Here is a 23,452-nt window from a genome sequence, read left to right as displayed (position 1 = left end):
ATCAGGGCAATGATCGAAGGGCAACCGGCGATCCAATCAAAGTCAGTTCGCCCTATTTCTATGGGCCGATACTCAGCCCGCGTCGGCTGAAGGGGAACATCAGTCATAGATTTGTTAGGCACGGGGCAGGGCAGCGCACAGACGTGATGATGTTCCGCGCAAAGAAACACCGACCAATTGATCAGTAAAATTCTTTGCGGCGGGTTTCGCACGACACTGATCCAAGTGAGGAAGATTGTTGGGAACCAAGGCCACGCATTTTCCTTGAGTGCCTCAAGGAGAGTGTGATGAACGACGATGCCCGCAAGACCCGCGACGTGCCGACGCAGGCAACCCGCAGTCCCAATATCTCGACGGAGAACCAGCCCGAAGGCGCGGCTCGTCGTCCCAGCGATACGCTGGACCGCGAACCGGACCGCGATCCCATGAGCGGCGGCGCGATCCCGTCCAACTATGATCCCGTGGCGATGACCCGGCGTGGCGAGGAAGAAGATACCCGCGCCGGACAGGAGGAGGCAGGCGCGAAATCGCGCCGTTCGCCGCATTGAGCGAGCAAGAGGCGGAGACGCTCTCACCCGTTCTTCCCGACGACGTGGAAGAAGCGGCGGGCGCGTTGCTGAAGGCCGCCTGCGCCGCCCGCGCGAAGCTGGTGACGGCCGAAAGCTGCACCGGCGGCCTGCTCGCCTCGCTGCTGACCGATATCGAAGGCGCGAGCCATGCCTTTGAACGCGGCTTTGTCGTTTATAGCGAAGAATCAAAATGCGCATTGCTGGGCATAAGGCGCGAGCGGATCGACAGCTGCGGTGCCGTCAGCAAGGAGGTTGCCGTCGCGATGGCGCAGGGCGCCATCACTCACTCCCTCGGAGATGTGGCGCTCGCCGTGACCGGCTATGCCGGGGAAGCCCCCAAGGGCAAGGAAGCGGGCCTAGTCCATTTCGCCTGGGCGCGGCGGGGCGGCGAGACAGTGCATCGGGTCGAGCATTTCGGCGATATCGGGCGCGGACCGGTGCGCATAAACGCGCTGCGCGTGGCGTTGGATATGATGAGGCAGGCCGTTGACGAACTCTGAGCGTTTCGCATCCATCCATACCCATGGCCTGATCCGCGCCGCCGCCGCGACGCCCCGTGCGAGCGTCGGCGATGTCGCAGCCAATGCCGCCGCGATACTGGCACTGGCGCGGCAGGCCGCCGTCGGAGGAGCCGACCTTGTCCTCTTCCCCGAACTCAGCCTGTCCTCCTACGCGATCGACGACCTCCACCTTCAGGAAGCGTTGCTGGACCGGGTCGAGGCGGAGATCGGCGCGCTGATCGACGCCAGCGCAGACTTGCCGTTGCTGCTGGTCGGCGCGCCATTGCGCCGCAAGGGACGCCTTTATAATTGTGCACTTGCCATCGCGCGGCGACGGCTGCTGGGTGTGGTGCCCAAAAGCTTCCTGCCCAATTATCGCGAATATTATGAGAAGCGCTGGTTTGCGCCTGGCGCTGGCTTGTCGGGACTGGATATCGATGTGGCCGGCCATCGCGCGCCATTCGGCACGGACCTGCTGTTCGCGGCGGAAGGCTGGGCCGATTTCACCGTCCACGTCGAGATTTGCGAGGATTATTGGGCGCCGCTGCCGCCTTCGACCATGGGCGCACTCGCCGGCGCGCTGCTGCTCTGCAATCTTTCCGCGTCCAATATCACCATTGGTAAGGCGCGCGACCGACACCTACTATCGGCATCGCAATCGGCGCGCTGCATTGCGGCCTATGTCTATTCGGCGGCCGGCCCAGGTGAAAGTACCACTGATCTCGCCTGGGATGGACAGGCGATGATGCATGAAATGGGCGATCTGCTAGGAGAATCCACGCGCTTTGGTGACGAAGCCGAGCTGCTCTATTCCGATGTAGACCTTCAGCGGCTGCGCTTGGAGCGGATGCGCAATGGGACCTTCAATGACAGCGCGGTCGCCGCCGGTGATCCCGAGAATCGCTTTCGCACCATAGGCTTTCCCTTCACGGCTCGAACCGACGACACCGGCTTGCGCAGGCCGGTGCGACGCTTTCCGTTCGCGCCTTCCGACCCGCTGCAACTTGATGCCGACTGCTATGAGGCGTTCAACATCCAGGTGGAGGCGCTCGTCACCCGCTTCCGCGCGACGGCGGGCAGGCATTTCGTCATCGGCGTGTCGGGCGGCCTCGATTCCACCCATGCGCTCATCGTCGCCGCCAAGGCGTGCGACCGGCTCGACCTGCCGCGCTCGGCGATCCTGGGCTATACGATGCCTGGCTTTGCCACGGGGGAGGCGACAAAGGGCAATGCCTGGGCGCTGATGAACGCCCTGGGCGTCGCGGGCGAAGAGATCGACATCCGCCCAGCGGCGCGGCAGATGCTGGCCGACATGGGCCATCCGTTCGCGCGCGGCGAGCGGGTCTATGACGTGACGTTCGAAAATGTACAGGCGGGCCTGCGCACCGATTATCTGTTCCGCCTCGCCAACCGGCATGGGGGCTTCGTCGTCGGGACGGGCGACCTGAGCGAGCTGGCGCTTGGCTGGTGCACCTATGGCGTGGGCGACCAGATGAGCCATTATGCCGTCAACAGCGGCGTGCCCAAGACGCTCATCCAATATCTGATCCGCTGGTGCATCGCGACCGACCAGTTCGATGAGGCGGCGAAAACGGTGCTGGACGCGATCCTCAACACCGAAATTTCGCCCGAATTGGTGCCGGTCGATGCCGGCGGCGCGCTGCAAAGCACGGAATCGAAGGTCGGCCCCTATGCGCTGAACGACTTCTTCCTCCACCATATCGTCCGGCAGGGCCTGCCGCCTTCCAAGGTCGCGTTCCTCGCCTGGCACGCCTGGTGTGATCCGGTCTCAGGTGAATGGCCGGCGGGCTATCCCGACGACGCGAAAACTGCTTATGATCTCCCGACCATCCGGCACTGGCTCGAAAACTTCCTGCGCCGTTTTTTCGGCATGAGCCAATATAAGCGGTCCGCCATCCCCAACGGACCCAAGGTCTCGTCCGGCGGCGCGCTATCGCCGCGCGGCGACTGGCGCGCGCCGTCCGACGGCAACGCCACCCTGTGGCTGGACGAACTGGAGAAAGGGATGGGTCAACCCTGATCCGAAAGATCGATCCAGACCGGCGCATGATCGCTGGTCTTCTCCCAGCTGCGCGGCGCAATATCTACCTGCGCCGACGTCAGCCGCGCCGCAGCGACGGGGTTCAGCAGGATATGGTCAATCCGTAACCCGCATTGCGCGCGAATGATTGCCGCAGATATTTCCAGAAGGTGTAGATCGTCTCATGCGAATGCCGATGCCGCAGGGCATTCTGCCATCCCTGGTCGATCAGCCGCGCATAGGCCGCCCTTATTTCCGGCGCGAACAGCGCGTCCTCCCGCCACCGATCGGGCGCATAGACGTCGAGGTCGGTCGGCATGACGTTGAAGTCGCCGAGGCAAACGACCGGCGCATCCAGTTCGATTAATGAGAGCGCTGGCGGCGAAGGCAGGTTACGCAATTCAGCCGAGCAGCCTGCGTCCCTTATCCGTCAGGCTGCGGAAGGTGATTGACCAGCGGGTATCCTCCATAGGCGCGATGCTGTGCTCCCATAGAGTGCGTACGGGGCCGGACAGCCCATAAAGGGATCGGCGCGCCAATGAGACAGGGTGGCGATCGAATCCGTTCTCCCTGCGCCGCCGCAACCGCAGCGTGGCCGGCGCACCCAGCGACAGACCGGCGACATGGCCGAAGATCGGCCGATCTCGATGCCATCCGATACCCGCGCCCGGATCGTAGCGGATCAGCAGCGCCTGAACGAGCTCAGCCTCGCCGATCGCGAGCAGTTCCGCCGCTTTGCGCCTTATCGGCATCAGCCAGTCGGGAATCGGCGGGGCTGCCGCGACCTGCGCGGTGTCGAAATCATAGGACCAGCCGAACGAACAGGTCAGGCGCTTGCCGAGCCAACCCTGAAACCGAAATGGGGCGAGCGGCAATGCATCGACCGCGGCAATGAGGTGCGCTTCGGTGGCGGTATCGATGACGTCGGATCGATAGGTCAGACCTTCCGGCCCGGTGGGCAATCCAGAGGCTGTGTCGAAAAGATCGGCCTGTTGCATGGTTCTTATATGGTGCCGCGCCCAAAGAGTTGCGACTGTGTGTCGAACCGCCATAGCCTGCGATGCGTTATGGGCGGCATGGCAAAGCGTCCTCTCAAGGTTTTCCGCACTTCAGCGGGCTTTCAAGATGCCTTTGTAGCAGTGACCAGCAGGAAGGCCGCGCTGGAGGCCTGGGGCGCCCGCTCCGATCTCTTCGCCAGCGGCATCGCCGAGCAGGTCACCGATCCTGTATTGACGAGGGCGGCGCTGGCCCAGCCGGGTAGGGTCATCCGCACGCCGCGCGGTACATCGGCCGAGCATCTCGCCGCGGCAGGCAAAGTAAAAATCGCGCCCAGCGCCAGAGGCAAGCGACCACCCGCCCGGAACCTAAAGGAAGCAACGCCGCCGCCAGACCACAAGCCCAAGGCCAGCCGCGCGAAGCTTAGCAAGATAGAGGAAGGCATTGCGAAGATAGATGACATTTTCGCGCGCAGATTGTCCGATATCGACGCGCGCATTGATGCTCTCAGGAAAGAGCGGGAGCAGGTTCGGGAGGAACGCGATCGCGCGCGCTCCCGGCTTGAGGATCGGCGCGACCGCGAGGAGAAGGCCTATCGTGCGGCCATGACGCGGTGGGAAGGATAATTGCGGTCAAGTCTGTCCTTACGCCGCAATGGCGCGGGACAGGGTGTGCGTAATTTCAATCAGGCTCATGTGTTGATTGCCACTGAGATGTGACCCGGGGGCGCTATAAGTTTCCACTGAGAAGTGGCTCTGAATCACTTTTGCTGCTGGTGATGGTCATACGCCGACCACGCGAGCGCGCAGCAGGTCCAGCTTCGCTCGACCATACATCTGTCGTTTTATCAGCTTGAGGCGAGTGATTTGGCCCTCGGTCTGCCCATTTGACCACGGTGAAATGATCGCGTTGCGTACCGCAATCAGGTCCTTTTCTACACCGTTGACAAAGGAAGCGACAAGGCTGTCCTTGGCCAGCTCGATCCACCCATCAAGTTTCGCGGCTGACTTTGATCTGATCATCGATTGGAAATCGCCGATTGCTTTGCGTGCCGTCACCAACTCAGGGACACAGTTCTCGATGACGGCAACGAGGATGGCATCTGATTTGCCCAATCCATCCTGAGCGGAGGTCATCAGGCGAGCCAGAACCCGCGCCGAGGGTGTGCGCATAAGGCCGCTTTGGCCGGCCTTTTCAGCGAGGCGGCGCCGTTGAGCCCACTGCGAGACGATCCCTCGCTGTCCAACAAAACCTTCTGCACGCATCTCACGCCAGAGCGCCAAGGCGTTGCGGGATCCGGTATCCCAGCGCTCGTTCAGCCACGGCAACCAACTGTCCAGAGCGCTTGGCCGAGTACGAAAGACGTCTAGGCGCTGTCCGCGTAGGACGTCCCGAACGAGTTTGCGGCTGTGACCAGTCTGCCGGACAATCTGCCGGATGGAAGTGCCGCTTTTGGCCAGTTCCTGGATTGCCTCATTGGTTTCCTGACGACGAAGGTAACCTTCGTACTGCAGCTTCTCAGCATAGGTGAGAAGCTTGGGGTCGACGACATTGCTGCCGACCGCTTGCCTGATCTGCCGCATGGATTTGCTGACGGCGTCGAGAAAGGCTCGGCTCGAATTTTCCATGAGATGCCAACGATCGGCAACCTGCTCGGCATGAGGGAGCCCTCGTGCGATCGCCTCACCATAACCGCCGCCGCGGTCTCGAGCGACGATGGATATGGACGGGCGTTTGGCAAGCCAGGCCCGTGACGTTTCCAGTGCTCGATCAGGCAGAAGGGTGACCGGCTTGCGGCGCTCCAGATCGCAGACAATCGTTCCGTAAGTCTGACCTCGGCGGAAGGCAAAATCATCAATACCGACAACATGGAGGTCGTCACATCGATCAACAGCGTGCCGCCGCACCACCCGCAGCAAAGTGTCCTTGCTCACCGGCACCATTAGACGGTTGGCAAATGCGGCTCCAGGTCTCCCGCCCAATGCGAGGCCCAGATGGTGGACAATTGTCTCAAGACGTTGAGTACGCCGGCCATATCGCGCCAGGACACCTACATCGAACCGTTCGCAGAAGATGCGTCGACCGCACACGACCGCGTCACACCAGAAGCGGCGCGCCTGGATCGTTAGAACGACACGGCGGCCCGCCAACTGTAAATCCGAAGGTCTCCGCACATACCGGCTCTGAACTCGCTGGCTTGGGCGGCCACAATCCGGACAAACGCCTGAAAGGCAGCGAGAACGCAGTTGAATATGGAAATCATCTCCGACACCCTGCAGCGACACCACCGCAAAGCCTTCAGGGGCAAGACGCGCTCGTTGAAATCGCCCGTGCATGACAGATCCTCCCAGTAAAGCGGGGGAAGGATACCATCACCAGCAGCAAAAGTGATTCAGAGCCACTTCTCAATGGAAACCCCGGGTCACATCTCAGTGGCAATCAACAGCCTACGCGAAGACAAGAAGCCTGAGGCGGTGGTTCTGGAAAAGCCGGCGGCGCAGCTCTCGTCGCCGGTCGCCATCAGAAACCGAGAGCGGGTCATCTTTCCCGAAAGCAGCATCACCAAGGGCGCGCTTGCAGACTATTTTGCGCAGATCGCGCCCCTGATGCTTCCCTGGGCTGGGTCGCGACCGATCAGCCTCGTGCGCTGTACGCAGGGGCGGGCGAAGAAATGCTTCTTCCAGAAGCATGATGCCGAGTCCTTTGGCGATGCGGTGCGCCACATCGGCATCACGGAGAAGGTCTGTCATGAGGAAGCCTATCTTTATATAGATACGCCTGAGGGCCTTCTGACCTGCGTCCAGATGGGTACGATCGAATTTCATGGCTGGGGCGTGCGGATCGAAGATGTCGAGAAGGCCGATCGCCTGGTCTTCGACGTTGATCCCGATGAGGGGCTGGACTTCGAAGCCGTGCGATCGGCTGCCTTCCAGTTTCGCGACATATTGGCCTCGATCGGCCTTGCGACCTTTCCGATGCTGACCGGTGGAAAGGGCGTGCATGTGACAGCGCCGCTGACGCCGCGGGCCGACTGGGCCGAGATCAAGGACTTCGCCCACCGTCTGGCGAAAGCCGTGGCGCAAAATGATCCGGAGCATTTCACCGCAGCGCTCCCCAAGGCCCAGCGCAATGGCCGCATCTTCGTCGATTATCTGCGTAACCAGCGCGGCGCGACGGCGGTCATGCCTTACAGCGCCCGCGCCCGTCCCGGCGCCCCGGTCGCGGCGCCGCTTAGCTGGAAGGAAATGGAGACGATCGACAAGCCCTCCCACTTCACCATCGCTGATGGCAAAGCGCTGGCGAAGCGAGCGACTTCAAAGGCTCTGTCCGGCTGGGGCCGCGCCGATCAATCGTGCCCAACCTTTGAAAATCGCCACCTATAATGTGAATGGGGTCAATGGCAGGCTCTGTGACGCTGCGCCTCGGCACTGATGAGCAGACGCCGCACCCGCAGGCGAAGGCCGGAAAGATCGTCGGGATTGCCGACGATGATGAAGGGGGCCAGGCGCTGATCGTCGAGATTGATGGGCACACCCATCGCGGAGACGGCAGCCATTATCATATCACCGGGTCCCTGGCTGAAGGGCGGCATGCCAAAGAGAGCAATGATGTGCTGGCGAGCGGCTGGGCGGCCTTGAAGACCCCCGTCAACGTGGCACTCGAACACGCGCAATGGTCCGATAGCCGGGGCCCTAGACCCTGATTTCGGAACCAAGCGGCGATGGGATCGCTTCCTCATCGTCCAGCACAGGAGAGCATGATGATCCCGGATCCCAAGGAAAACCCCGAAAACAGCACGTCGGATGACAAGCAGGACGAACTTGAGGAGGCGCAGAAGAACGCTGCTGAAAAGCGCGAGGATGAAGGCGGATATCAGTGAGGCGAGGCGGCCATGATTGCTGAATTCACCTTGCCGGACGGTAGGCCAGTCACCATCAACCTTGATCAGCTTGATTATTTCGAGCCATGCGAAGTCGGTACGCGCATCCATTTCGCAGATGGGCGGGAGCTGGAGATCAGCGACAGCTACGATGCTGTGGCCGAACTGCTTAATCCTGAGCGGCAGGCAGGCCTTTGACCGCGCGCCAAAACCACAGTCACCAAAAAAAAGGCTGATCGCGTGACGACCAGCCCGATGAGTTTTTAGGAGAGGATGCCTGAAAGGCAGAACCCCTTTCGCACCAGCGGCGGCGCTCGACAAATGCGAAGGCGTGCAACCTGATTGCATCCCACGCAACGATCAAGCTGGGCCGGGCTTGCCGGATAGAGCGTCGAACCAGGGGCGATAAGGCGTATTGCGCACCATATGCCGGTTGTAATCCGGCGCGCCGTCATCCCACCAGACCGGACCACGTTCGCCCAGTGCTTGCTTGGCCTGATCGACGGCTTTGCGGGCCGCCACTTCAGTCTGTTTATCCGCCTCTCTGTTCGCGCGGGCTACGGCTCTGCGAGCATCCATGAGATCGTGCACGAGCGCTTCGCGCTTTGCCTGGGACAGCGCCGGATTGCTCATGCGCCAAAGACGCCCGCGAACCACGAAATATCGGCCATCGGGCGTCACAGGCTGAAAAGGGCGTTCAGCCATCGCTCAAAGGGGCAACTTGTCTTTGAAAGTCTGGCTTCAGGCTGCGGAAGGTGATGGACCAGCGCGGCTCATCCATTCCGGCGATGCTGTGCTCCCAGTCGTCTCTCGCCTCGTCGCTCATCACATAGATGGATCGCGGCGCGAGCCGGACTGCGCGTCGTTCAAATCCCTTCGCTGTTCGTCGACGGAAACGCATGGATGTGTGTGCCCCAAGCGAGATGCCCACGACATGCTCGAATACCGGCCGATCCTTGTGCCAGCCAATGCCGGCGCCGGGATCGTAGCGGATGAGCAATGCCTGGGCGAGACTGTCCGCGCCAAGACCTGCGAAGCGCGCGGCGCGGTCGCGTAGCGGAACCAGCCAGTCGGGCAGGGGATCGGTCGGCCCGAACCGGCCATGTTCAAAATCATAGCTCCAGCCATAGCTGCAGGTGAGCCGCTTGCCGGTCCACTGCTGAAAGCGAAAGGGCGTGAGCGGCGCGCGATTGATGCGGTCAATAAGCCTGGCCTCTTCCTCTGCGCTTACCAGATCAGGTCCGTAGCCAAGACCCGGCAGGAGAGGCGGGGCAAAAAGGTCGATCTGCCCGTTTGCCGACATCACAGCAGCGCCAGCTGTTTGTCGGCGGATGGCGGCCGCTTGCCGCTATTCCACAGATCCTGCGTCCTCTCGACCTTGAACCGCTCGGCGGAGAAGGGGGCACGAAACTGAAAGCCAATCACATCCTGGATTGGGCTGTGCAACCAGCGGTCATATTCGTGCGGATCGAGCAGGACGGGCATGCGATCATTGGTCGGCGCGACCGCAGCGTTGGCGTCCATCGACACGCCGGCAAAGCGCGGCCCTTGGTCGGGGATGTTCCGACAGAAACCGGCCCAGGCCATCAGCGGCATATGATTGAGCGAAAACCAGGTGCGTGTTCGCGCGCCGGGCACGCCGTCAGGGTTTGCAAAATGGCTCATGACGATCAGGCATCGATAACGCGGATCGAGCGCCATCTGATCCCACATCGGATTGGTGAGATCCGCTACCAACCCGATGATCCCTGGCTCTTCGCCTCGCTCGCGCATCTCTCGGGTAAGCCGGGGAAAGCCCCAGCTCACACCGCGTATGACGCGCCGTCCTTTGTTCTCGAAGACCACCAGGCCACAAGCGCCCTCTGTCGTCTCGGACGGCAAGTCGACCGGCACCGGCATTTCAGCGCCGAAATAGTGGGCGACCTCCGACAAGCCAGCCGCCATGCAATGAAGACGAGACAGGGGATTCAGCTCACCAGGGGACCTCGTCGTCACTGACCAACTGCGGATCATGCGCGGGGTGATAGCGCGGGACACCTTGATGGTGCTCCGTCTCCAATCGATCCGGCCCGCTTGTGGCCGGCTCAACAGGTCTGGGTTCGTGTTTCAGGCTTAGCTTTCTGCGCTCCTGCATCGCTTCTCTCCATTCTGCGCTCGCTGCGACTCTGCTGCTCGGATCGACGAAAATAGAACGTGAAGAGAACAAAGCCAAGGGCGAGACTCCATATTGTTCCTATTATGTTCTACTACAGCTCGAATCGGAAGGATCAAATTCATGACTAATCAGCGGCTCATCGAACATGATTTCGAAGGGCAAACTTGCGGGTTGAACGGTCTAAAACTCGCTGAAATTCGAGATGCTGTCGCTACGGCGCTGGAAGCGCGCGGGCTTGGCAATCGCTCTTTCATCGAGGAGATTCGCGCAGGGCTTCGTGACGATGGCCCGTTCATGGTCGGCGCAACCGCCTGGGCTACAGCCATCATGCGGACGAAGGTCGATGCGCCCGGTTGATGCTATCGGCCATGGGGACGAGCAAAGGTCGGCCACCTCGATCTTCGAGGCCGCTTTATGGCGTTACTCGATCAAGGTCACCTGCCGCTGTCACAAAAGCGTCACCTTTGAACCAATTGGCCTGTGGTGGCGATTTCGGCGGAAAGGCTGGAGCGATGATTTTCGCGACGGCATTCGCCACCTCTACTGCAAGGACTGCACCGAGCGCCTTGGCCGAAAGATCCGGCCGCTCCGGATGGAGACGACGAACGAGCCGCCGCGCATCACATATCCCCTCCCCGACGAGCGCGAATGGCGGCGAGGCGTGCATCAGCATAGAGGTTAGGGGGCATGGGTGGTCGGCATGCGACGGATGACGCGATGTTCGATCTCGCAGGCGAAAGAAAACCCCGCCGGAGCAAGCTCAACGACGAGGCCAAGATTCAGGGAGGTGCCATCCAAAGGGGGGAAGGGGGACCATTTCAATCTAGAGGCTTGGCTTGGAGATTCAAGCCGAGGGTCAGATTGAGATCGGTCTTTTCGGTCACTGTCAGAAATCACGCCCTCGGTTTTTCGCCGGCCCCTTCGTGCAGTGCGTTAGCGATCATGGCTGCAAGCGTCTCCTCAGCGCTGCGGCGGGCATTACCATCCTTACCGCCAAGATCATTGCGAAGCCATTGGGGCGCGCGTTCGACCGTCCGTTCGATGATCGCTTTTAAATGGTCGTCCATGGCCGTCGCCTATGAGCGTCAATGTGCATTGGCGCAATAGCAGGGCTGTGACATGGCATCGCTCCAGTTATCTGTGGATAACTCGCAGCGCCTCTTGCAAAGTGCGTTCTTGATATGTTCTAGGCTTCGATCATGGAATCAGATGAGCCAGATCACTCTTTAGCCGATGACCTTCTCGTGCCCGAAGGCCGTGAGCGGCTGGGGCGCGCGCATCAGCTGCGCGTCGATATTTCCATCGCACTTTCGATGGCACCGCTCTGGGTACGCCGGGCTTTGTCGGATCGGAATTTTGCCCGGTCCCGCGGCGCGCGCCTCGATATCGTCGAGCGCATTGCCGCTGCTATCGAGCGGAGATTTATCGTTAGATGGCGCGGTTCAGACGACGAGGGCGAGAATGCCCGTGCGGTTGAGGACGGCGGGCCGCTTTTCGGCGGGCCTGATTTTTGTGACCCGCTCAGGGCACATGCGCCAGTGCGATCTCGATCAATTGACTCTGTGACAGGATCAAAGGAACATATAGGGAACAAGTGAGTCTCAACCGTCATGTCGACTGCCCCGCGCCCGCACAGGCTGCAAGCCCTCATTGCCGAAATCCAGGCCATTGCGCCGGTTTCGCGGGCCGATGTCCCATGCCTGCCGTTTGGTATTCCCATCGTCGATGACCGCCTGGCAGCAGGCGGGCTGGCGCGCGCGGCGCTGCACGAAATTGCCGGCCAAACCGTCGCGCTTGGCGATGACGCCGCCGCCACCCTCTTCACTGCGGGTATCGCGGCCAGAGCGTCGGAAGGGGACATTTTCTGGATCATGGCGCAGCCCGATCTATTCGCGCCCGGCCTTGCCTGCGCCGGTGTGCCGGCGACCCGGTTGATCCAGGTAGAAGCGGGAAAGGACGATGACGCCCTTGCGATTATGGAGGAGGCGCTGCGCCATGGCGCGCTTGCCGCCGTGGTGTGCGAGGTCACCCGCATCGGCATGACAGCCACGCGCCGCCTGCAGCTTGCGGCCGAGGAAGGAAACACCATGGCCTTGCTGCTACGGCGCTGGCGACGGTCCGCGCAAGATCCGCTGGGCCAACCGTCTTCCGCGCTGACGCGCTGGCGCATCGGCTGTGCGCCGTCCGATCCCTTGCCGGTGCCCGGCGTCGGTCGGTCGCGCTGGCAGGTGTCACTGGTGCGCCAGCGCGGCGGGCATCCTGATAACTGGCTGCTGGAGGGCTGCGATGCGACGGGTCGCCTCGCTGTTCCTGCCGAGCCTCGCCGTCGATCGGCTACGCCGAAACGAGGCGAGGACCGGCAGGCCGCCTGAACGGACATCTGCGCCCCAACTGCCCCTCGTCCCGCTCGAAGAGGATGACGGCTCGTCCTGCTCCTGCCCACGTGGCGGCGGGTGGCGTCCTGGCGCGCGCTGGGCGCAGAACACAGGGGCAGGTGCTGCCATGGCCAGCCGCGAGGAACAGATCGACAGCCTGCCTGTGCATCAGCGTCCCTCGCCGCGTGAACTCGGCCGCCGCTCGGAGGCGGCCGACAATCTGTTCAAATCAGACAAGCAAGCGGCAGCGCCAAATCTGAAGCCTGTTGCGGATACGCAGCTGGAAATGCCGCCGCTCGTCACCAGCACCCTTCAAAAGCAGCGCAGGGTGATCGCCGCGGTCGACGCGCATGCGGCAAGCCTTGGTCTCTTTCCCGGCATGCCGCTCACCCAGGCCAAAGCCATGGTGGCCGGCCTCGATGCGCGCGACGCTGACCCGGTGGGAGATGGGCGGGAGTTGGAACGGCTCGCGCTGTTCGCCGTGCGGCGCTGGACGCCGACCGCACAAGTGGACGCGCCTGACGGGCTGCTCATGGACCTGACCGGCGTGGCCCATCTTTTTGGCGGCGAGAAGGCGATGGCGCGGCGCCTTATCGGTTTTTGCCACCGGATCGGACTGGACGCGCGCGTCGCTATAGCGGGCACGGCGGGTGCTGCCCATGCGCTCGCCCGCTATGGCAAAGAGCGCATTGCGATCTGCAGCGTGCAGGGGGAACTGGAAGCGATCAACAGATTGCCGGTAGCGGCGCTGCGGCTCGATGACCGCCAGCGCAGCGCCGCCCAGCGCCTTGGGATCGAGCGCATTGCCGATCTCATCGCCATGCCGCGCGCGCCGCTCGGCCGCCGCTTTGGGGCCAGCCTGCTTCACCGGCTCGACCAAGCGATCGGCCGGGTTGGCGAGCCGCTCGTCGGCATCGTGCCATTCGAATTGCCGCAGGTGCTGCGTGTCTTTGCCGAACCCATTGGCTCGGCCGAGACGATCGCGCGGGTCATGGCCAACCTTGCCGATGATCTGGCGCGGACATTGCGCGAACGAGGGCTTGGCGTGCGGCTTCTGCGCCTTGTCTGCGAGCGGGTGGACAAGGAGGAACAGATCGTCACGGTCGGGACCGCGCGGGGCACGCGCGACATCGGCCATATGCTGCGGCTGCTCGCCATGAAGATCGAGACCATTGATCCAGGCTTCGGTATCGAGCGCATGCGACTGCTCGCGCTGCGCAGCGAACCCCTGGCGCCCACGGCGATCGATGCCGATCTGGGGATGGGCGAAGAAGCGGATATCGCGCTCCTCGTCGATCAGATCGTTGCGCGGCTGGGGCAGGGGGCCATTTACCGTCCGACCATGTGCGAGAGTGATGTGCCCGAGCGCGGCGTTGGGCGCATCGCGCCACTGGCTGATGCTATGCCCTGGCCGACCTTATGGCCAAGGCCCGCGCGCATCCTGCTGCGGCCAGAGCGGATCGACCATGTCATGGCCGAGCTTCCCGATCAACCGCCGCGCCGCTTCGTCTGGCGGGGTGTCGCCCATGTCGTAGTGCGGGCAGACGGGCCGGAGCGTATTCGGGGGGAATGGTGGCGTCGGCGCGGCGAGAGCTATGCCGTACGCGATTATTTCCGAGTGGAAAATGAGCGGGGCGAGCGTTTCTGGGTGTTCCGGCGCGGCGATGGCGAAAATCTGCGGTCGGGCGATCTCTCCTGGCACATCCATGGTGTGTTCGGATGAACGGCGACGCTTATGTCGAGCTTCAGGTCACCACACATTTCTCCTTCCTGCGTGGCGTGTCCTCCCCTGATGAACTGTTCGCCCAGGCCGCCTGGCTCAAGATACCGGCACTGGGCGTGGTTGATCGCAATTCGGTGGCCGGGATCGTGCGCGCCTGGGAAGCGGCCAAGGAAACCGGCGTCCGTCTGATCCCCGGCTGTCGGCTAGATCTTGCCTGCGGAACCAGTTTGCTGGTCTATCCGACCGACAAGGCCGCCTGGTCGCGGCTGACCCGCCTGCTGTCCATTGGCAAGGCGCGGGCAGGGAAGGGGGCCTGCGATCTGCACTGGGACGATGTCGAACAATGGCAGGAAGGGTTGATCGCTATCCTTGTTCCAGATCTGCCCGACGACACCAATGCACAAGCGCTCCGCCGTTTAAGCGGCATATTTGGCGAGCGCGCCTATCTTGGGCTGTCGCTGCGCCGAAGGCCGGACGATGCGATCCGGATTCATAGTCTCGATGGGCAGGCCCGAGCGCACCATGTGCGATCGGTGGTGTTGGGCGACATCCTCTACCACAGCAATGATCGCGAGCTGCTGCAGGATGTGGTGACCGCGATCCGTCACCATTGCACCGTCGATGCGCTGGGGTTCAGGCGCGAGCGCTATGCCGATCGGCACCTCAAGTCCGGCGCTGAAATGGCGCGGCGCTTCGCTGCCTATCCCGATGCGCTGGCGGCGAGCGCCGACATAGCCCGTGCCTGCACGTTCGACCTTGGGCAGCTTCGCTATCAATATCCGCAGGAAGCAAGCCCGGGCGAAACGCCGCAACAGTTACTCGAGCGGCTGACGGGGGTGGCATCGGCCCGCATGTTTCCCGATGGCGTGCCCAAAGCCTATGCCGATCAGCTGGCCCATGAGCTCGGGCTGATCGAGAAGTTAAGCTACGCCCCCTATTTTCTGACTGTGAACAGCATCGTCGCTGAAGCGCGGCGGCGGGGCATTCTCTGCCAGGGGCGGGGATCGGCGGCGAACAGCTGCGTCTGCTTCGTGCTGGGCATCACCTCGATCGATCCCATCAAACATGAATTGCTGTTTGAACGCTTCGTGTCGGGCGAGCGCAAGGAGCCGCCGGACATCGACGTCGATTTCGAGCATGAGCGGCGGGAGGAGATCATCCAGTGGATCTATGAGACCTATGGCCGCACCCGCGCCGCGCTGACGGCGGTGGTGACGCGCTATCGCGCCCGCGGCGCTGTGCGCGAGGTCGGCAAGGCGCTGGGTCTGCCCGAGGACATGACCGGGGCGCTCGCGGGGCTCGTCTGGGGATGGTCGCTGGAAGGCGTGCGCGACGATCAGGCCAGCGAGCTCAATCTCGATACCAGCGATCCGCGCCTTGCCCTGACGCTTGAGCTCTCGCGTGAGCTGATCGGAACGCCGCGCCACCTCTCGCAGCATCCTGGCGGCTTCGTGCTGACTTCAGACCGGCTCGATGAGCTGGTGCCGATCGAACCAGCAGCCATGGAGGACCGGCAGGTGATCGAATGGGACAAGGATGACATCGATGCGCTGAAGTTCATGAAGGTCGATATATTGGGTCTGGGCATGCTGGGATGCATGCGTCGGGCCTTTGCGCTGCTGGCGGAGCATCGCGGCATCGCCATGACCATGGCGTCGCCCACGCTGCAGCGCGATGACCCTGCCGTCTTCGCCATGATCCAGCGGGCCGACACGCTCGGCGTCTTCCAGATCGAGAGCCGCGCGCAAATGTCGATGCTGCCGCGGATCAAGCCGGAGAAATTCTACGATCTCGTCATCGAGGTGGCGATTGTCCGGCCTGGGCCGATCCAGGGCGACATGGTGCATCCCTATCTACGTCGGCGCGAGGGCAAGGAGAAGCCGGAATATCCGCGCGAGGAGCTGCGCGCCGTGTTGCAGAAGACGCTGGGCGTGCCGCTGTTCCAGGAGCAGGCGATGAAGGTGGCCATCGTCGGCGCCGGGTTCACGGCGGCCGAGGCCGATCAGCTGCGCCGCGCTATGGCGACCTTCAAGTTTACCGGCGGGGTCAGCCATTTTTACGACAAGTTGGTCGAGGGCATGGTGGGGCGCGGCTATCCGCGCGACTTTGCCGAACGGACCTTCAAGCAAATCGAAGGCTTCGGTTCCTATGGCTTTCCGGAAAGCCATGCGGCGAGCTTTGCCAAGATCGCCTATGCGTCGAGCTGGATGAAGTGCCATCACCCCGATATCTTCTGTGCGGCTCTGCTGAACGCGCAGCCGATGGGCTTTTATGCACCTGCGCAGATCGTGCGGGACGCCCGAGCCCATGGCGTAGAGGTGCGGCCGCCCTGCATCAACCGCAGCCGTTGGGATTGCACGCTCGAACCGACACGCGGGCGATACCTCGCCGTTCGGCTAGGGCTGCGCATGGCGCGCGGGCTTTCCAACCTGCACGCCGCCATGATCGTTTCGGCACGCGGGGATGAGCAATTCAATAGTGTCGAAGGCGTTTGGCGACGGGCAGGGGTGCCGCCGGCCGCCATCGAGCGGCTGGCGGATGCCGACGCTTTCCACGCTCTTGCCCATGATCGAAGGCAGGCGCTGTGGCAGGTGAAGGGGCTGGGCGACAAACCCCTGCCGCTCTTTGCGGCGGCAGATGCGCGGGAAGGGCGGTCCGGTCCGGAGGGGGATGAGCCCATGGTGACGCTGGAGCCGCTCAGCGAAGGAAGGGAGGTGGTCGAGGATTATCGGACCATCCAGCTTTCGCTGCGTGCGCATCCGCTTGCGTTTCTACGGGAGGATTTACGGCGGCGTGGGGTCAAGTCGGCCGCGGAGCTCGACCAGGTCAAGGACGGGCGGCATGTCGAGGTGGCAGGGGTGATCCTCGTGCGGCAGAAGCCGGGGTCGGCTAAAGGCGTTCTGTTCATCACCATTGAAGATGAAACCGGGATTGCCAATGGCATATTATGGCCGGACCGGTTTGAGGCGCAGCGGAGGACGGTCCTGGCATCAGCCATGGTCGGGCTGCGTGGGCGGTTGCAGCGTGAGGGGATTGTTACGCACATCATCATAGACCGCGTGATCGACTACACGCCGCTTCTCCGATCGATCGGAGACGCCATCCCGTCTGCCGCAACCTGGTATGCCAGCGACGGTAAGGAGGACTTGCCGAAGGGGGCGGCGCCAGATGATACGCCGCGTTTGCGCCTTCAGTCGCGCAATTTTCACTGAACAGATCATCGTGCGGAGGGCTTGCTGCTGCCTCCCGGAGTTCGTTGGATCTGGCCGAAGTGGACTGCTCGAGCCAGATGCCAAGTGACGGACGCAACCGTCGCCTGGACTTAATCAATTGGCATTTTTGGTGCGCTTGTCCACGCTGACAAGCTCGGAGATGTCGGCGCGCGTTCCTATGTTGGCTTTGTAAATCTCGGCGAGCCGGTCGAGAAGCGACTCGACGACCCCTTGCCCCTTCTCGGTCAGGCTGACCCTAATTCCGCGTCGGTACCGATTGGTCGCATTGCAAAAGACCAAGTCGATCTTCTCCATTTCGTACACCTTGCGACATGCGGTGGGGTACGGGACATTTGCGAAACTGCAGAGCGACCAGAGATATACGGTCCTTTTCTCTCTGGCGGCAATATAGAGTTCCAGAAGCATGTCCCAGACGGGACTGGCGCAATAGCGATAGCCCAGCGTGTCACCCAGGGCCTTGCGCATCGTCACCAGCTTGCGGCAGGTGTCCATGCGAGCAACGACTTGATGCGGCACTAATTTTCTCCCTTCACTAAGCGACGCGGCGCGTGATCGGTCGTGCCGATCGCGGCGGGCGCCTGCCTACAAAAATCCTTTTCTACGAAAGCTCAGGCTGCCCTCCCGGGCGACAAGGATATGGTCGTGCACTGCGACGCCCAGCGCCTTGGCCGCCTCGACGAGGTTGCGGGTCATGACCCTGTCGCTCCGGGAGGCGACTAGACGACCAGATGGATGATTGTGCGCGACGATGATGGCGGTCGCGCCAAGCTCAAGACATCGCTTGAGCACTTCGCGTGGGTAAATATGAACGGTAGAAACAGAGCCGATGCTGGCCACCTCATCGCATAAAAGCTCATTGCCTGCATTGAGATAGAGCACCCTAAACTGCTCTTGCGGGGCGAACGCCATCACGCCCCTCAGATAGTCAAGGACGGCGCGCTCATCGGCCAGCACGGCTCCACGCAAAAGGCGATCTCGCAGGACGTGGTGGATAGCCGTTCGAACCGATGAAAACAGGCCCTCCAGATCATCGCCGCCGACGGCTTTGATGCGCTCGCCCTCCGTGGCATTGAGGGCCTCGGGGAACGATCCAAATCGTTCGAGAAGCCGGTCTGATAATTCTCGCGCACGATCGGGTGTCCCCAGGCCGATCAGATCTTCCAGGATTTGTCGACACCCGCCCGGACGAGCCGCCGCTGGTGTCGCCAAGTCGCGGCAATCAGGATGATCTGGGCAATCCAACTCCAGAGCGCCACGGCATCCATATAGGCTTTTGGCACCACCGCCGGCACAGCGACGCGCATTGCGTGCACCGAAAGTTCCGCCACCAGCATTCCCGAAACCCAGAGCGGCCAAAATCGCGTGCTTTTGAAAGAAAGCCATAGGAAAACACCCAACATGGCCGTGTCGACAAAGAGCATGCCGTGCTCGACACCCTGGAACCGGAAGGCAACGGGATGGGCAAGCGCTATGCTGGCGAGGACGCCGCTCACAAAGGTTGCCGCCCCGATCTGCTCGGGCCGGCCACCCTTTGCGAACCCATAGATCGAGCTTAGGACCAAAAGTCCGACGAATAACATTTGTCTGGTCATATCGACTTCGAAATGGAAATCTCATTCCCAGTCAAGCGCTTGACACTCGTCGCTCAGGCGGCGCGTAGATGGTGCGCGAGAGGCTGCTGCTGGCTTTGGCCAGTTGCGACCTTGAAGACATCGCCATAGGCCTGCTCGCCAAGACCGATGTCGTCACTCACGCGCTTGAGCTGGTCATGGGTCGCGACGAGCTCTGCCCGCGTCTTGGCCACCAGCATGATGGCCGTGGCGGAGGATGCAAATGCGTCCTGCCCGATCGCTGCTCCAAGGCGCCCCTCAAGACGAGCAAGGGGCAGTGCGGCATTGAGTTCGGCGATACGGGCCGCCGCAAGGTCAATAGCTTCCTCCGCAGCATGCAGCCGCTGCGCGATCGAATGGGCGATAATCTGACGTTGTCTGGGCATGAAGTCTCCTCCCGCATTCCACAGGAATGCATGGTTCATGAAGTTGATTGTCAAATGGTGGCCTTACGGGTGGGCTAGACTGTCCATGACCGTAAGAAGCGATATGGCCGCGCCGGCAAGCAGGAGCGCCAGGGCGCCCAATGCCGCTGCGGTAACGATGGCTTTTGATTGGTCTAGGTCATTACTCGGTCTCCAGCCTGAGCGGAGCGGGACCCAGCCGATGAAGGACGTCGTGAGGCGTTCGAGCGTGTAGCTTCCCTGCTCCTCAACAAGCTGCCCATCATCGTGCGGATGCCCATCTGCTTCGTGATCAGCAGGGACAGTTGCCGCGATCATACCTCCGAAATCTATTCCCAACGATTGGGAGGGTAGTAGAAATTGGGTGTCGGCGGGGATGTTCAGACCAGGTTCCTCGAACGCGAGGATAATCTGCGCCGCATCAAACCGGTCCATTTCACCAAGGATATTCCGGGCGTTCTCGATATGCTTGTCGACTGTTCCGGAGCGGATACCGAGTTTTCCTCCAATGCGCTTCGATGTCAGCCCTCGGGCAACATGCGCCATGCATTGCCGCTGACGCTGGGTCAGCGACTCGACGGCTGTGCGATATTTCTCCAACTCGGGAGGCAAAATGTTGCTTGTCACGGTGCGACCCGACCCTTGTATGCGTCGGCGACCATAGCCGGGAGAGCCAGGCGAGGTGGCCGATCCGTTTCGTAAGCCGGGAGTGTCATCAAACTGACACGCAAAAGCAACGCTCTTATATCGAATGGCGTAGTGCCACCGGGGTACCGCCTGGGATCGAACAGGAGGGGAGGGGGGGGAAGAGGTCGGCTTCATATTAATCTCAGGATATCCTCCATGTTCAACAGCCTTTTCGCCACCGGCCTGTCAAACTGCCTTCAAGCCATCCTCTCGCAGGCCGATTGGCTCGGCCGAAAGCATGTTGAGCCTTCACAGCAATCACGTCCCGTAGGTTGGCCCATTTCTCGGCAACGTTCTCCCGGTGACGCGAACATCCTGACGGCTGACGCGCGGAGTTTGCCATGAGCGCTGACATGGCAGCAGCCGGAGAACATATTGTCCGGCGACTCGGGGGCGTCTGGTCCAACGGGCGGGGCATGTGCCAATGCCCGGCTCACGAGGATCGCACGCCGAGCCTGTCCGTAAGGTGCGGTCGGAGCGCTCTTCTGTTCAAATGTTTTGCCGGCTGCACAATTACCGAAATTCTGGCGGCGCTGAGACGTGAAAAGCTCGTTGTACCTGAAGGGGAGAGCCGAAAGGCCGAGCGTTTCCCGCCTGCTGCCGACATGCGGCGATATGCCGCTCGTCTCTGGCGCGAAGGACGACCTGTCAGCGGCACCCCGGCGGAGCGCTATCTACGTAACCGGGCAGTCCCGGCGATCCATGATCTCATGCGCTACCACCCGGCCACACCCCTGGGTCAAGGTCGACCGGTTCGCCGGTTGCCCGCGTTGCTTGTCGCTGTGGGGCAGCCGCGCCGTATGACAGCCGTGCAACGGATATTCCTGCAACCCAATGGCCGGCCGGCTTTGCTCAGCCGGACGAAGCGCGCGCTGGGTCCTCTATATCGGGATGCCGTGCAGTTGTTCGAACCGATGGAGACGTTGGGACTGGCAGAAGGGGTGGAAAATGCCCTCTCGGCGTCCTTGCTTCTCTCCATTCCGGTCTGGGCGAGTCTGGGCGCCGAGCGGTTTGATCGGATCGAGATTCCGTCCCGCATCAAGCGCCTGGTTCTTCTCGCCGATAACGACCGTGCGGGCAGGCGGGCCGTAACCAAAGCTTTGCGAAGCTACGCGCTTCCGGAACGCGAGATAATTGTCCTTTGGCCGGCAGTGCCGTTCAACGACTGGAATGACATGCTGCGGGCAGGAGGGAAGGTGAGGTTGGGATGGGAGCGGAATGCGGCCTGATGGTCAGGGCGCCCGCGAACAGGAGAAAGCTCATGTCCCAGGCTCTGCCCGACATCCAGGTTCCCGCTTCCAAGCTCTCGATCGCACCTTCCAATGTCCGCAGGCGGACTGACCCTGTGGCCGATAGCGAACTCAAGGCCAGCATCCTTGCACGGGGGATCATCCAGAACCTGATCGGCCTGCCGGTGGCGCGAAGGAAGGGTGAATATCAGATCACCGGCGGCGGTCGCCGTCTCACGCAGCTCAAGGCGCTGATCGAAGAGGGCAAGCTGCCAGCCGATTACCCGGTGACGGTGAAGCTGCTGAGCAATCGGAACGATGCGGCAGAAATCAGCCTCGTGGAAAATTTCAATCGATTGAACATGTCGCCGGCCGAGGAATGCCGAGCATTTCAGACGATCATCGAGACCGAGAAGAAGAGCCCGGCGGACGTTGCCATACGTTTTGGGCTCACCGAGCGTTTCGTACTGGGGCGTCTTAGGCTTGCTGGGCTTGCGGACCCCGTCTTTGACGCCCTCGCTGATGGCACCATCACGCTCGACGTAGCGAAGGCCTATGGCAGCATCACCGACACCGCCCGCCAGGCAGCCGTCTTCGAAGAACTTGCCGACGGCTACTATGCCACGAACTGCGCGGAAATCCGTCGCCGCCTGCTCTCCGGCCTCTATCGCGGTAATGATCCCAAGGCCCTGCTTATCGGGCGCGACGCCTACCTTGCCGCCGGTGGCAGGATCGACGGCGATCTCTTCTCCGATAATGCGAGCGAGAACTGGATCGACAGCGGCATAGTCGAAACGCTGGCGCAGGAACGCCTGGAAGCGGCGGCCGCGGAGCTCAGATCAAGCGAGGGCTTCGGCGAACTGCGGGTCGTCTGCCACATCCGTGTCCCCTATATGGAAACCATCGGCCTCGATCCTGTCGAAGGCGAACCGGTCGAACTGACCCCCGACGAGGAAGAGCGCCAGCGCGCGATCGAGGTCGAGCTGGAGACGATCGCCGAGAATGCCGATGAAGATGGCTATTCCGACGAAGAGATCCAACGGATCGAGGCGCTGGAAGCGGAATATCAGGGATTGACCGAGCGCCCGCCGGTTTTGGGTGCCGACCAGAAGGCCGCCTCCCTGGCCTATCTCGTGATCGGCGATGACGGCACCCCGCGTCTCCACGAACAAATCTATGCGATCCCGCAGCCTGAACCCGAGGTCGATGAGGATGTCGATACCCAATCCCAGGAGCAGGATGAAAGCGCCGATGAGGCCGTTGATGAGGCTTCCGGAAGGTCGCCGATAAGCCAGAAGCTGGCGGAAGAACTGGCTCTCATGAAGACGGAAATTCTTCGGGTCCATGTCGCGAGCGATCCCAATTTTGCCCTCGATCTCGGCGCGTTCATCATGGCCGACGCGGCGGTCGCCTATCGCTACGACATGCCGAGCGATCTGCGCGCCACCGTGCCCAGTTCGCGCGTCGGCAATTTCGAGAGCGACACGCCCGCAGCGGAAAGCTGGGATGAATTGCAAGCGGGCCTCGACCGCAGCTGGATTGATGCAGGCGGGATCTGCGAACGCTACGACGCCTTCTGCGCCCTCGCCGATACGGCGCGGGCGGCCTGGCTTGGCTGGGCGGTCGCCAGAACCCTCCACGCGGTGCCCGCAGGTGAGCGTTCGGCCTTGCTCATCGACCACCTCGGCACCAAGCTCGACATCGATGTTGCGCAATGGTGGCGTCCGACCGCTCGACGCTATTTCGATCGGGTAGCCAAGCCAACGATCCTGGACCATTTCCACGAGGTTGGCGGAGCCGAACTGCGCAGCAGGTACAGCGGTTCGAAGAAGCATGATCTCGCGCTTTCTGCCGAAAAGCTCTTCGGCGGCCAGATCATCGTCGAGGCCGATATCAAGGATCGGGCGATGCAGTGGCTACCCGACGCGATGCGCTTTGGTCCACCTGAGGATCTCGCTTCCCAGGAAGGCGAGGCGCAGTCCCCCAGCGGCGAGCCCGCGTCCGCTGATCAGCAGAGCGACTTGCCCGAAGCTGCCTGAACGACCGTGGG

28 protein-coding genes are annotated in these 23,452 nt (G+C 62.1%); 16 read left to right on the top strand and 12 right to left on the bottom strand.

The genetic code is table 11. The features are described 5' to 3' along the window. Window positions 1-287: 287 nt before the first annotated feature. Genes SBA_RS13990 through SBA_RS13980 form a run of 3 tightly spaced genes read left to right on the top strand, consistent with a single transcriptional unit; the run spans window position 288 to window position 3,110 of the window. A complete protein-coding gene (locus tag SBA_RS13990) occupies window positions 288-548 on the top strand; it encodes a hypothetical protein (protein WP_120249863.1) in 261 nt (86 codons plus the stop codon). Continuing rightward, window positions 545-1,069, top strand: a complete 525-nt coding sequence (locus tag SBA_RS13985) for a CinA family protein (RefSeq protein WP_120249864.1) — start codon at window positions 545-547, stop codon at window positions 1,067-1,069. Before SBA_RS13990 ends, SBA_RS13985 begins: the two co-directional genes overlap by 4 nt. Beyond that, window positions 1,056-3,110 carry an NAD(+) synthase gene (locus tag SBA_RS13980; RefSeq protein WP_261934868.1) on the top strand — a complete coding sequence of 685 codons (2,055 nt, stop codon included), beginning with the start codon at window positions 1,056-1,058 and terminating at the stop codon, window positions 3,108-3,110. Before SBA_RS13985 ends, SBA_RS13980 begins: the two co-directional genes overlap by 14 nt. A gap of 103 nt (window positions 3,111-3,213) precedes the next feature. Here SBA_RS13980 and SBA_RS13975 read toward each other — a convergent pair whose 3' ends face one another. Together SBA_RS13975 and SBA_RS13970 are read right to left on the bottom strand one after the other, a co-directional pair. Next, entirely contained in the window at window positions 3,214-3,510 is a 297-nt protein-coding gene (locus SBA_RS13975; protein ID WP_261934867.1) for an exonuclease/endonuclease/phosphatase family protein, read from the bottom strand. Window position 3,511: 1 nt separating this feature from the next. Next, the gene (locus tag SBA_RS13970; RefSeq protein ID WP_261934866.1) at window positions 3,512-4,108 is read right to left on the bottom strand and encodes an alpha-ketoglutarate-dependent dioxygenase AlkB; all 597 of its coding nucleotides are present in this window, start codon (window positions 4,106-4,108) and stop codon (window positions 3,512-3,514) included. Between the two features lie 69 nt (window positions 4,109-4,177). On the opposite strand from SBA_RS13970, the gene SBA_RS13965 reads away from it, so the two are divergent. After that, window positions 4,178-4,732 carry a hypothetical protein gene (locus SBA_RS13965; protein WP_120249867.1) on the top strand — a complete coding sequence of 185 codons (555 nt, stop codon included), beginning with the start codon at window positions 4,178-4,180 and terminating at the stop codon, window positions 4,730-4,732. Between the two features lie 156 nt (window positions 4,733-4,888). Here SBA_RS13965 and SBA_RS13960 read toward each other — a convergent pair whose 3' ends face one another. Continuing rightward, window positions 4,889-6,442, bottom strand: coding sequence for an ISL3 family transposase (locus SBA_RS13960; protein WP_261934865.1), 1,554 nt, complete (start codon window positions 6,440-6,442; stop codon window positions 4,889-4,891). A 96-nt stretch (window positions 6,443-6,538) separates the two neighbouring features. On the opposite strand from SBA_RS13960, the gene ligD reads away from it, so the two are divergent. From ligD to SBA_RS13940, 4 genes are read left to right on the top strand one after another with little or no spacing between them, the layout of a single operon-like run. Next, window positions 6,539-7,489 carry a non-homologous end-joining DNA ligase gene (gene ligD, locus SBA_RS13955; protein ID WP_315975772.1) on the top strand — a complete coding sequence of 317 codons (951 nt, stop codon included), beginning with the start codon at window positions 6,539-6,541 and terminating at the stop codon, window positions 7,487-7,489. A 26-nt stretch (window positions 7,490-7,515) separates the two neighbouring features. Beyond that, window positions 7,516-7,809, top strand: coding sequence for a hypothetical protein (locus SBA_RS13950; RefSeq protein WP_261934864.1), 294 nt, complete (start codon window positions 7,516-7,518; stop codon window positions 7,807-7,809). Between the two features lie 54 nt (window positions 7,810-7,863). Continuing rightward, a complete protein-coding gene (locus tag SBA_RS13945; RefSeq protein ID WP_261934863.1) occupies window positions 7,864-7,986 on the top strand; it encodes a hypothetical protein in 123 nt (40 codons plus the stop codon). Window positions 7,987-7,998: 12 nt separating this feature from the next. Further along, the gene (locus SBA_RS13940) at window positions 7,999-8,184 is read left to right on the top strand and encodes a hypothetical protein (RefSeq protein WP_120249871.1); all 186 of its coding nucleotides are present in this window, start codon (window positions 7,999-8,001) and stop codon (window positions 8,182-8,184) included. A gap of 162 nt (window positions 8,185-8,346) precedes the next feature. Here the strand turns inward: SBA_RS13940 and SBA_RS13935 are convergent, their stop codons facing one another. The 3 genes from SBA_RS13935 to SBA_RS13925 form a co-directional block, all read right to left on the bottom strand. Beyond that, complete coding sequence (locus SBA_RS13935; RefSeq protein ID WP_315975771.1) at window positions 8,347-8,619, bottom strand: hypothetical protein; 273 nt, start codon at window positions 8,617-8,619, stop codon at window positions 8,347-8,349. A 64-nt stretch (window positions 8,620-8,683) separates the two neighbouring features. Continuing rightward, a complete protein-coding gene (locus tag SBA_RS13930) occupies window positions 8,684-9,289 on the bottom strand; it encodes an alpha-ketoglutarate-dependent dioxygenase AlkB (protein WP_120249873.1) in 606 nt (201 codons plus the stop codon). Further along, window positions 9,289-9,999, bottom strand: coding sequence for an SOS response-associated peptidase family protein (locus tag SBA_RS13925; protein WP_261934861.1), 711 nt, complete (start codon window positions 9,997-9,999; stop codon window positions 9,289-9,291). Before SBA_RS13925 ends, SBA_RS13930 begins: the two co-directional genes overlap by 1 nt. A 262-nt stretch (window positions 10,000-10,261) precedes the next feature. Between SBA_RS13925 and SBA_RS13920 the strand changes: the two genes are divergently transcribed. After that, window positions 10,262-10,498, top strand: coding sequence for a hypothetical protein (locus SBA_RS13920; protein WP_197716430.1), 237 nt, complete (start codon window positions 10,262-10,264; stop codon window positions 10,496-10,498). After that, a complete protein-coding gene (locus SBA_RS13915; protein WP_120249875.1) occupies window positions 10,485-10,823 on the top strand; it encodes a hypothetical protein in 339 nt (112 codons plus the stop codon). The genes SBA_RS13920 and SBA_RS13915 overlap by 14 nt, the downstream gene beginning before the upstream one ends. A 211-nt stretch (window positions 10,824-11,034) precedes the next feature. Here SBA_RS13915 and SBA_RS13910 read toward each other — a convergent pair whose 3' ends face one another. Beyond that, window positions 11,035-11,208, bottom strand: a complete 174-nt coding sequence (locus tag SBA_RS13910) for a DUF6771 family protein (RefSeq protein WP_170271984.1) — start codon at window positions 11,206-11,208, stop codon at window positions 11,035-11,037. A 132-nt stretch (window positions 11,209-11,340) separates the two neighbouring features. Between SBA_RS13910 and SBA_RS13905 the strand changes: the two genes are divergently transcribed. The 4 genes from SBA_RS13905 (at window position 11,341) to SBA_RS13890 (ending at window position 17,451) form a co-directional block, all read left to right on the top strand. Further along, entirely contained in the window at window positions 11,341-11,739 is a 399-nt protein-coding gene (locus SBA_RS13905) for a hypothetical protein (protein WP_261934860.1), read from the top strand. Window positions 11,740-11,751: 12 nt separating this feature from the next. Then, window positions 11,752-12,513: an ImuA family protein gene (locus SBA_RS13900; protein ID WP_232015907.1), complete on the top strand. Its 762-nt coding sequence runs from the start codon at window positions 11,752-11,754 to the stop codon at window positions 12,511-12,513. Window positions 12,514-12,643: 130 nt separating this feature from the next. Beyond that, the gene (locus SBA_RS13895) at window positions 12,644-14,239 is read left to right on the top strand and encodes a DNA polymerase Y family protein (RefSeq protein ID WP_261934859.1); all 1,596 of its coding nucleotides are present in this window, start codon (window positions 12,644-12,646) and stop codon (window positions 14,237-14,239) included. Beyond that, complete coding sequence (locus tag SBA_RS13890; RefSeq protein WP_261934858.1) at window positions 14,236-17,451, top strand: error-prone DNA polymerase; 3,216 nt, start codon at window positions 14,236-14,238, stop codon at window positions 17,449-17,451. The genes SBA_RS13895 and SBA_RS13890 overlap by 4 nt, the downstream gene beginning before the upstream one ends. Window positions 17,452-17,565: 114 nt before the next feature. On the opposite strand, the gene SBA_RS13885 is transcribed toward SBA_RS13890, so the two are convergent. The 5 genes from SBA_RS13885 to SBA_RS13865 all read right to left on the bottom strand — a co-directional run bounded on the left by SBA_RS13885 (window position 17,566) and on the right by SBA_RS13865 (window position 20,113). Then, on the bottom strand, window positions 17,566-17,988 hold the full coding sequence (locus SBA_RS13885) for a helix-turn-helix domain-containing protein (RefSeq protein WP_261934857.1): 423 nt from the start codon (window positions 17,986-17,988) through the stop codon (window positions 17,566-17,568). Between the two features lie 66 nt (window positions 17,989-18,054). Beyond that, complete coding sequence (locus SBA_RS13880; protein WP_197716431.1) at window positions 18,055-18,681, bottom strand: JAB domain-containing protein; 627 nt, start codon at window positions 18,679-18,681, stop codon at window positions 18,055-18,057. Next, on the bottom strand, window positions 18,624-19,064 hold the full coding sequence (locus tag SBA_RS13875) for a hypothetical protein (RefSeq protein WP_197716432.1): 441 nt from the start codon (window positions 19,062-19,064) through the stop codon (window positions 18,624-18,626). The genes SBA_RS13880 and SBA_RS13875 overlap by 58 nt, the downstream gene beginning before the upstream one ends. Before the next feature lie 53 nt (window positions 19,065-19,117). Then, a complete protein-coding gene (locus SBA_RS13870) occupies window positions 19,118-19,507 on the bottom strand; it encodes a hypothetical protein (RefSeq protein ID WP_261934856.1) in 390 nt (129 codons plus the stop codon). A 24-nt stretch (window positions 19,508-19,531) separates the two neighbouring features. Beyond that, a complete protein-coding gene (locus SBA_RS13865) occupies window positions 19,532-20,113 on the bottom strand; it encodes a helix-turn-helix domain-containing protein (protein WP_261934855.1) in 582 nt (193 codons plus the stop codon). Between the two features lie 401 nt (window positions 20,114-20,514). Between SBA_RS13865 and SBA_RS13860 the strand changes: the two genes are divergently transcribed. Then, the gene (locus tag SBA_RS13860) at window positions 20,515-21,402 is read left to right on the top strand and encodes a DUF7146 domain-containing protein (RefSeq protein ID WP_170271997.1); all 888 of its coding nucleotides are present in this window, start codon (window positions 20,515-20,517) and stop codon (window positions 21,400-21,402) included. Further along, complete coding sequence (locus tag SBA_RS13855; RefSeq protein WP_261934854.1) at window positions 21,381-23,441, top strand: ParB/RepB/Spo0J family partition protein; 2,061 nt, start codon at window positions 21,381-21,383, stop codon at window positions 23,439-23,441. The genes SBA_RS13860 and SBA_RS13855 overlap by 22 nt, the downstream gene beginning before the upstream one ends. Window positions 23,442-23,452 lie beyond the last annotated feature (11 nt).

Source organism: Sphingomonas bisphenolicum (assembly GCF_024349785.1).
Lineage (GTDB): Bacteria > Pseudomonadota > Alphaproteobacteria > Sphingomonadales > Sphingomonadaceae > Sphingobium > Sphingobium bisphenolicum.
This window is presented reverse-complemented; position numbering and strand designations above follow the sequence as displayed.

Excerpts from the sequence above, each read along its gene's own strand:
- SBA_RS13990 (WP_120249863.1), top strand. The coding sequence starts at position 288 with ATGAACGACGATGCCCGCAAGACCCGCGACGTGCCGACGCAGGCAACC.
- SBA_RS13970 (WP_261934866.1), bottom strand. The coding sequence starts at position 4,108 with ATGCAACAGGCCGATCTTTTCGACACAGCCTCTGGATTGCCCACCGGG.
- SBA_RS13965 (WP_120249867.1), top strand. The coding sequence starts at position 4,178 with ATGGGCGGCATGGCAAAGCGTCCTCTCAAGGTTTTCCGCACTTCAGCG.
- SBA_RS13960 (WP_261934865.1), bottom strand. The coding sequence starts at position 6,442 with ATGCACGGGCGATTTCAACGAGCGCGTCTTGCCCCTGAAGGCTTTGCG.
- SBA_RS13945 (WP_261934863.1), top strand. The coding sequence starts at position 7,864 with ATGATGATCCCGGATCCCAAGGAAAACCCCGAAAACAGCACGTCGGAT.
- SBA_RS13940 (WP_120249871.1), top strand. The coding sequence starts at position 7,999 with ATGATTGCTGAATTCACCTTGCCGGACGGTAGGCCAGTCACCATCAAC.
- SBA_RS13935 (WP_315975771.1), bottom strand. The coding sequence starts at position 8,619 with ATGAGCAATCCGGCGCTGTCCCAGGCAAAGCGCGAAGCGCTCGTGCAC.
- SBA_RS13930 (WP_120249873.1), bottom strand. The coding sequence starts at position 9,289 with ATGTCGGCAAACGGGCAGATCGACCTTTTTGCCCCGCCTCTCCTGCCG.
- SBA_RS13925 (WP_261934861.1), bottom strand. The coding sequence starts at position 9,999 with ATGATCCGCAGTTGGTCAGTGACGACGAGGTCCCCTGGTGAGCTGAAT.
- SBA_RS13920 (WP_197716430.1), top strand. The coding sequence starts at position 10,262 with ATGACTAATCAGCGGCTCATCGAACATGATTTCGAAGGGCAAACTTGC.
- SBA_RS13915 (WP_120249875.1), top strand. The coding sequence starts at position 10,485 with ATGCGCCCGGTTGATGCTATCGGCCATGGGGACGAGCAAAGGTCGGCC.
- SBA_RS13910 (WP_170271984.1), bottom strand. The coding sequence starts at position 11,208 with ATGGACGACCATTTAAAAGCGATCATCGAACGGACGGTCGAACGCGCG.
- SBA_RS13905 (WP_261934860.1), top strand. The coding sequence starts at position 11,341 with ATGGAATCAGATGAGCCAGATCACTCTTTAGCCGATGACCTTCTCGTG.
- SBA_RS13900 (WP_232015907.1), top strand. The coding sequence starts at position 11,752 with ATGTCGACTGCCCCGCGCCCGCACAGGCTGCAAGCCCTCATTGCCGAA.
- SBA_RS13895 (WP_261934859.1), top strand. The coding sequence starts at position 12,644 with ATGGCCAGCCGCGAGGAACAGATCGACAGCCTGCCTGTGCATCAGCGT.
- SBA_RS13890 (WP_261934858.1), top strand. The coding sequence starts at position 14,236 with ATGAACGGCGACGCTTATGTCGAGCTTCAGGTCACCACACATTTCTCC.
- SBA_RS13875 (WP_197716432.1), bottom strand. The coding sequence starts at position 19,064 with ATGACCAGACAAATGTTATTCGTCGGACTTTTGGTCCTAAGCTCGATC.
- SBA_RS13870 (WP_261934856.1), bottom strand. The coding sequence starts at position 19,507 with ATGAACCATGCATTCCTGTGGAATGCGGGAGGAGACTTCATGCCCAGA.
- SBA_RS13860 (WP_170271997.1), top strand. The coding sequence starts at position 20,515 with ATGAGCGCTGACATGGCAGCAGCCGGAGAACATATTGTCCGGCGACTC.
- SBA_RS13855 (WP_261934854.1), top strand. The coding sequence starts at position 21,381 with ATGGGAGCGGAATGCGGCCTGATGGTCAGGGCGCCCGCGAACAGGAGA.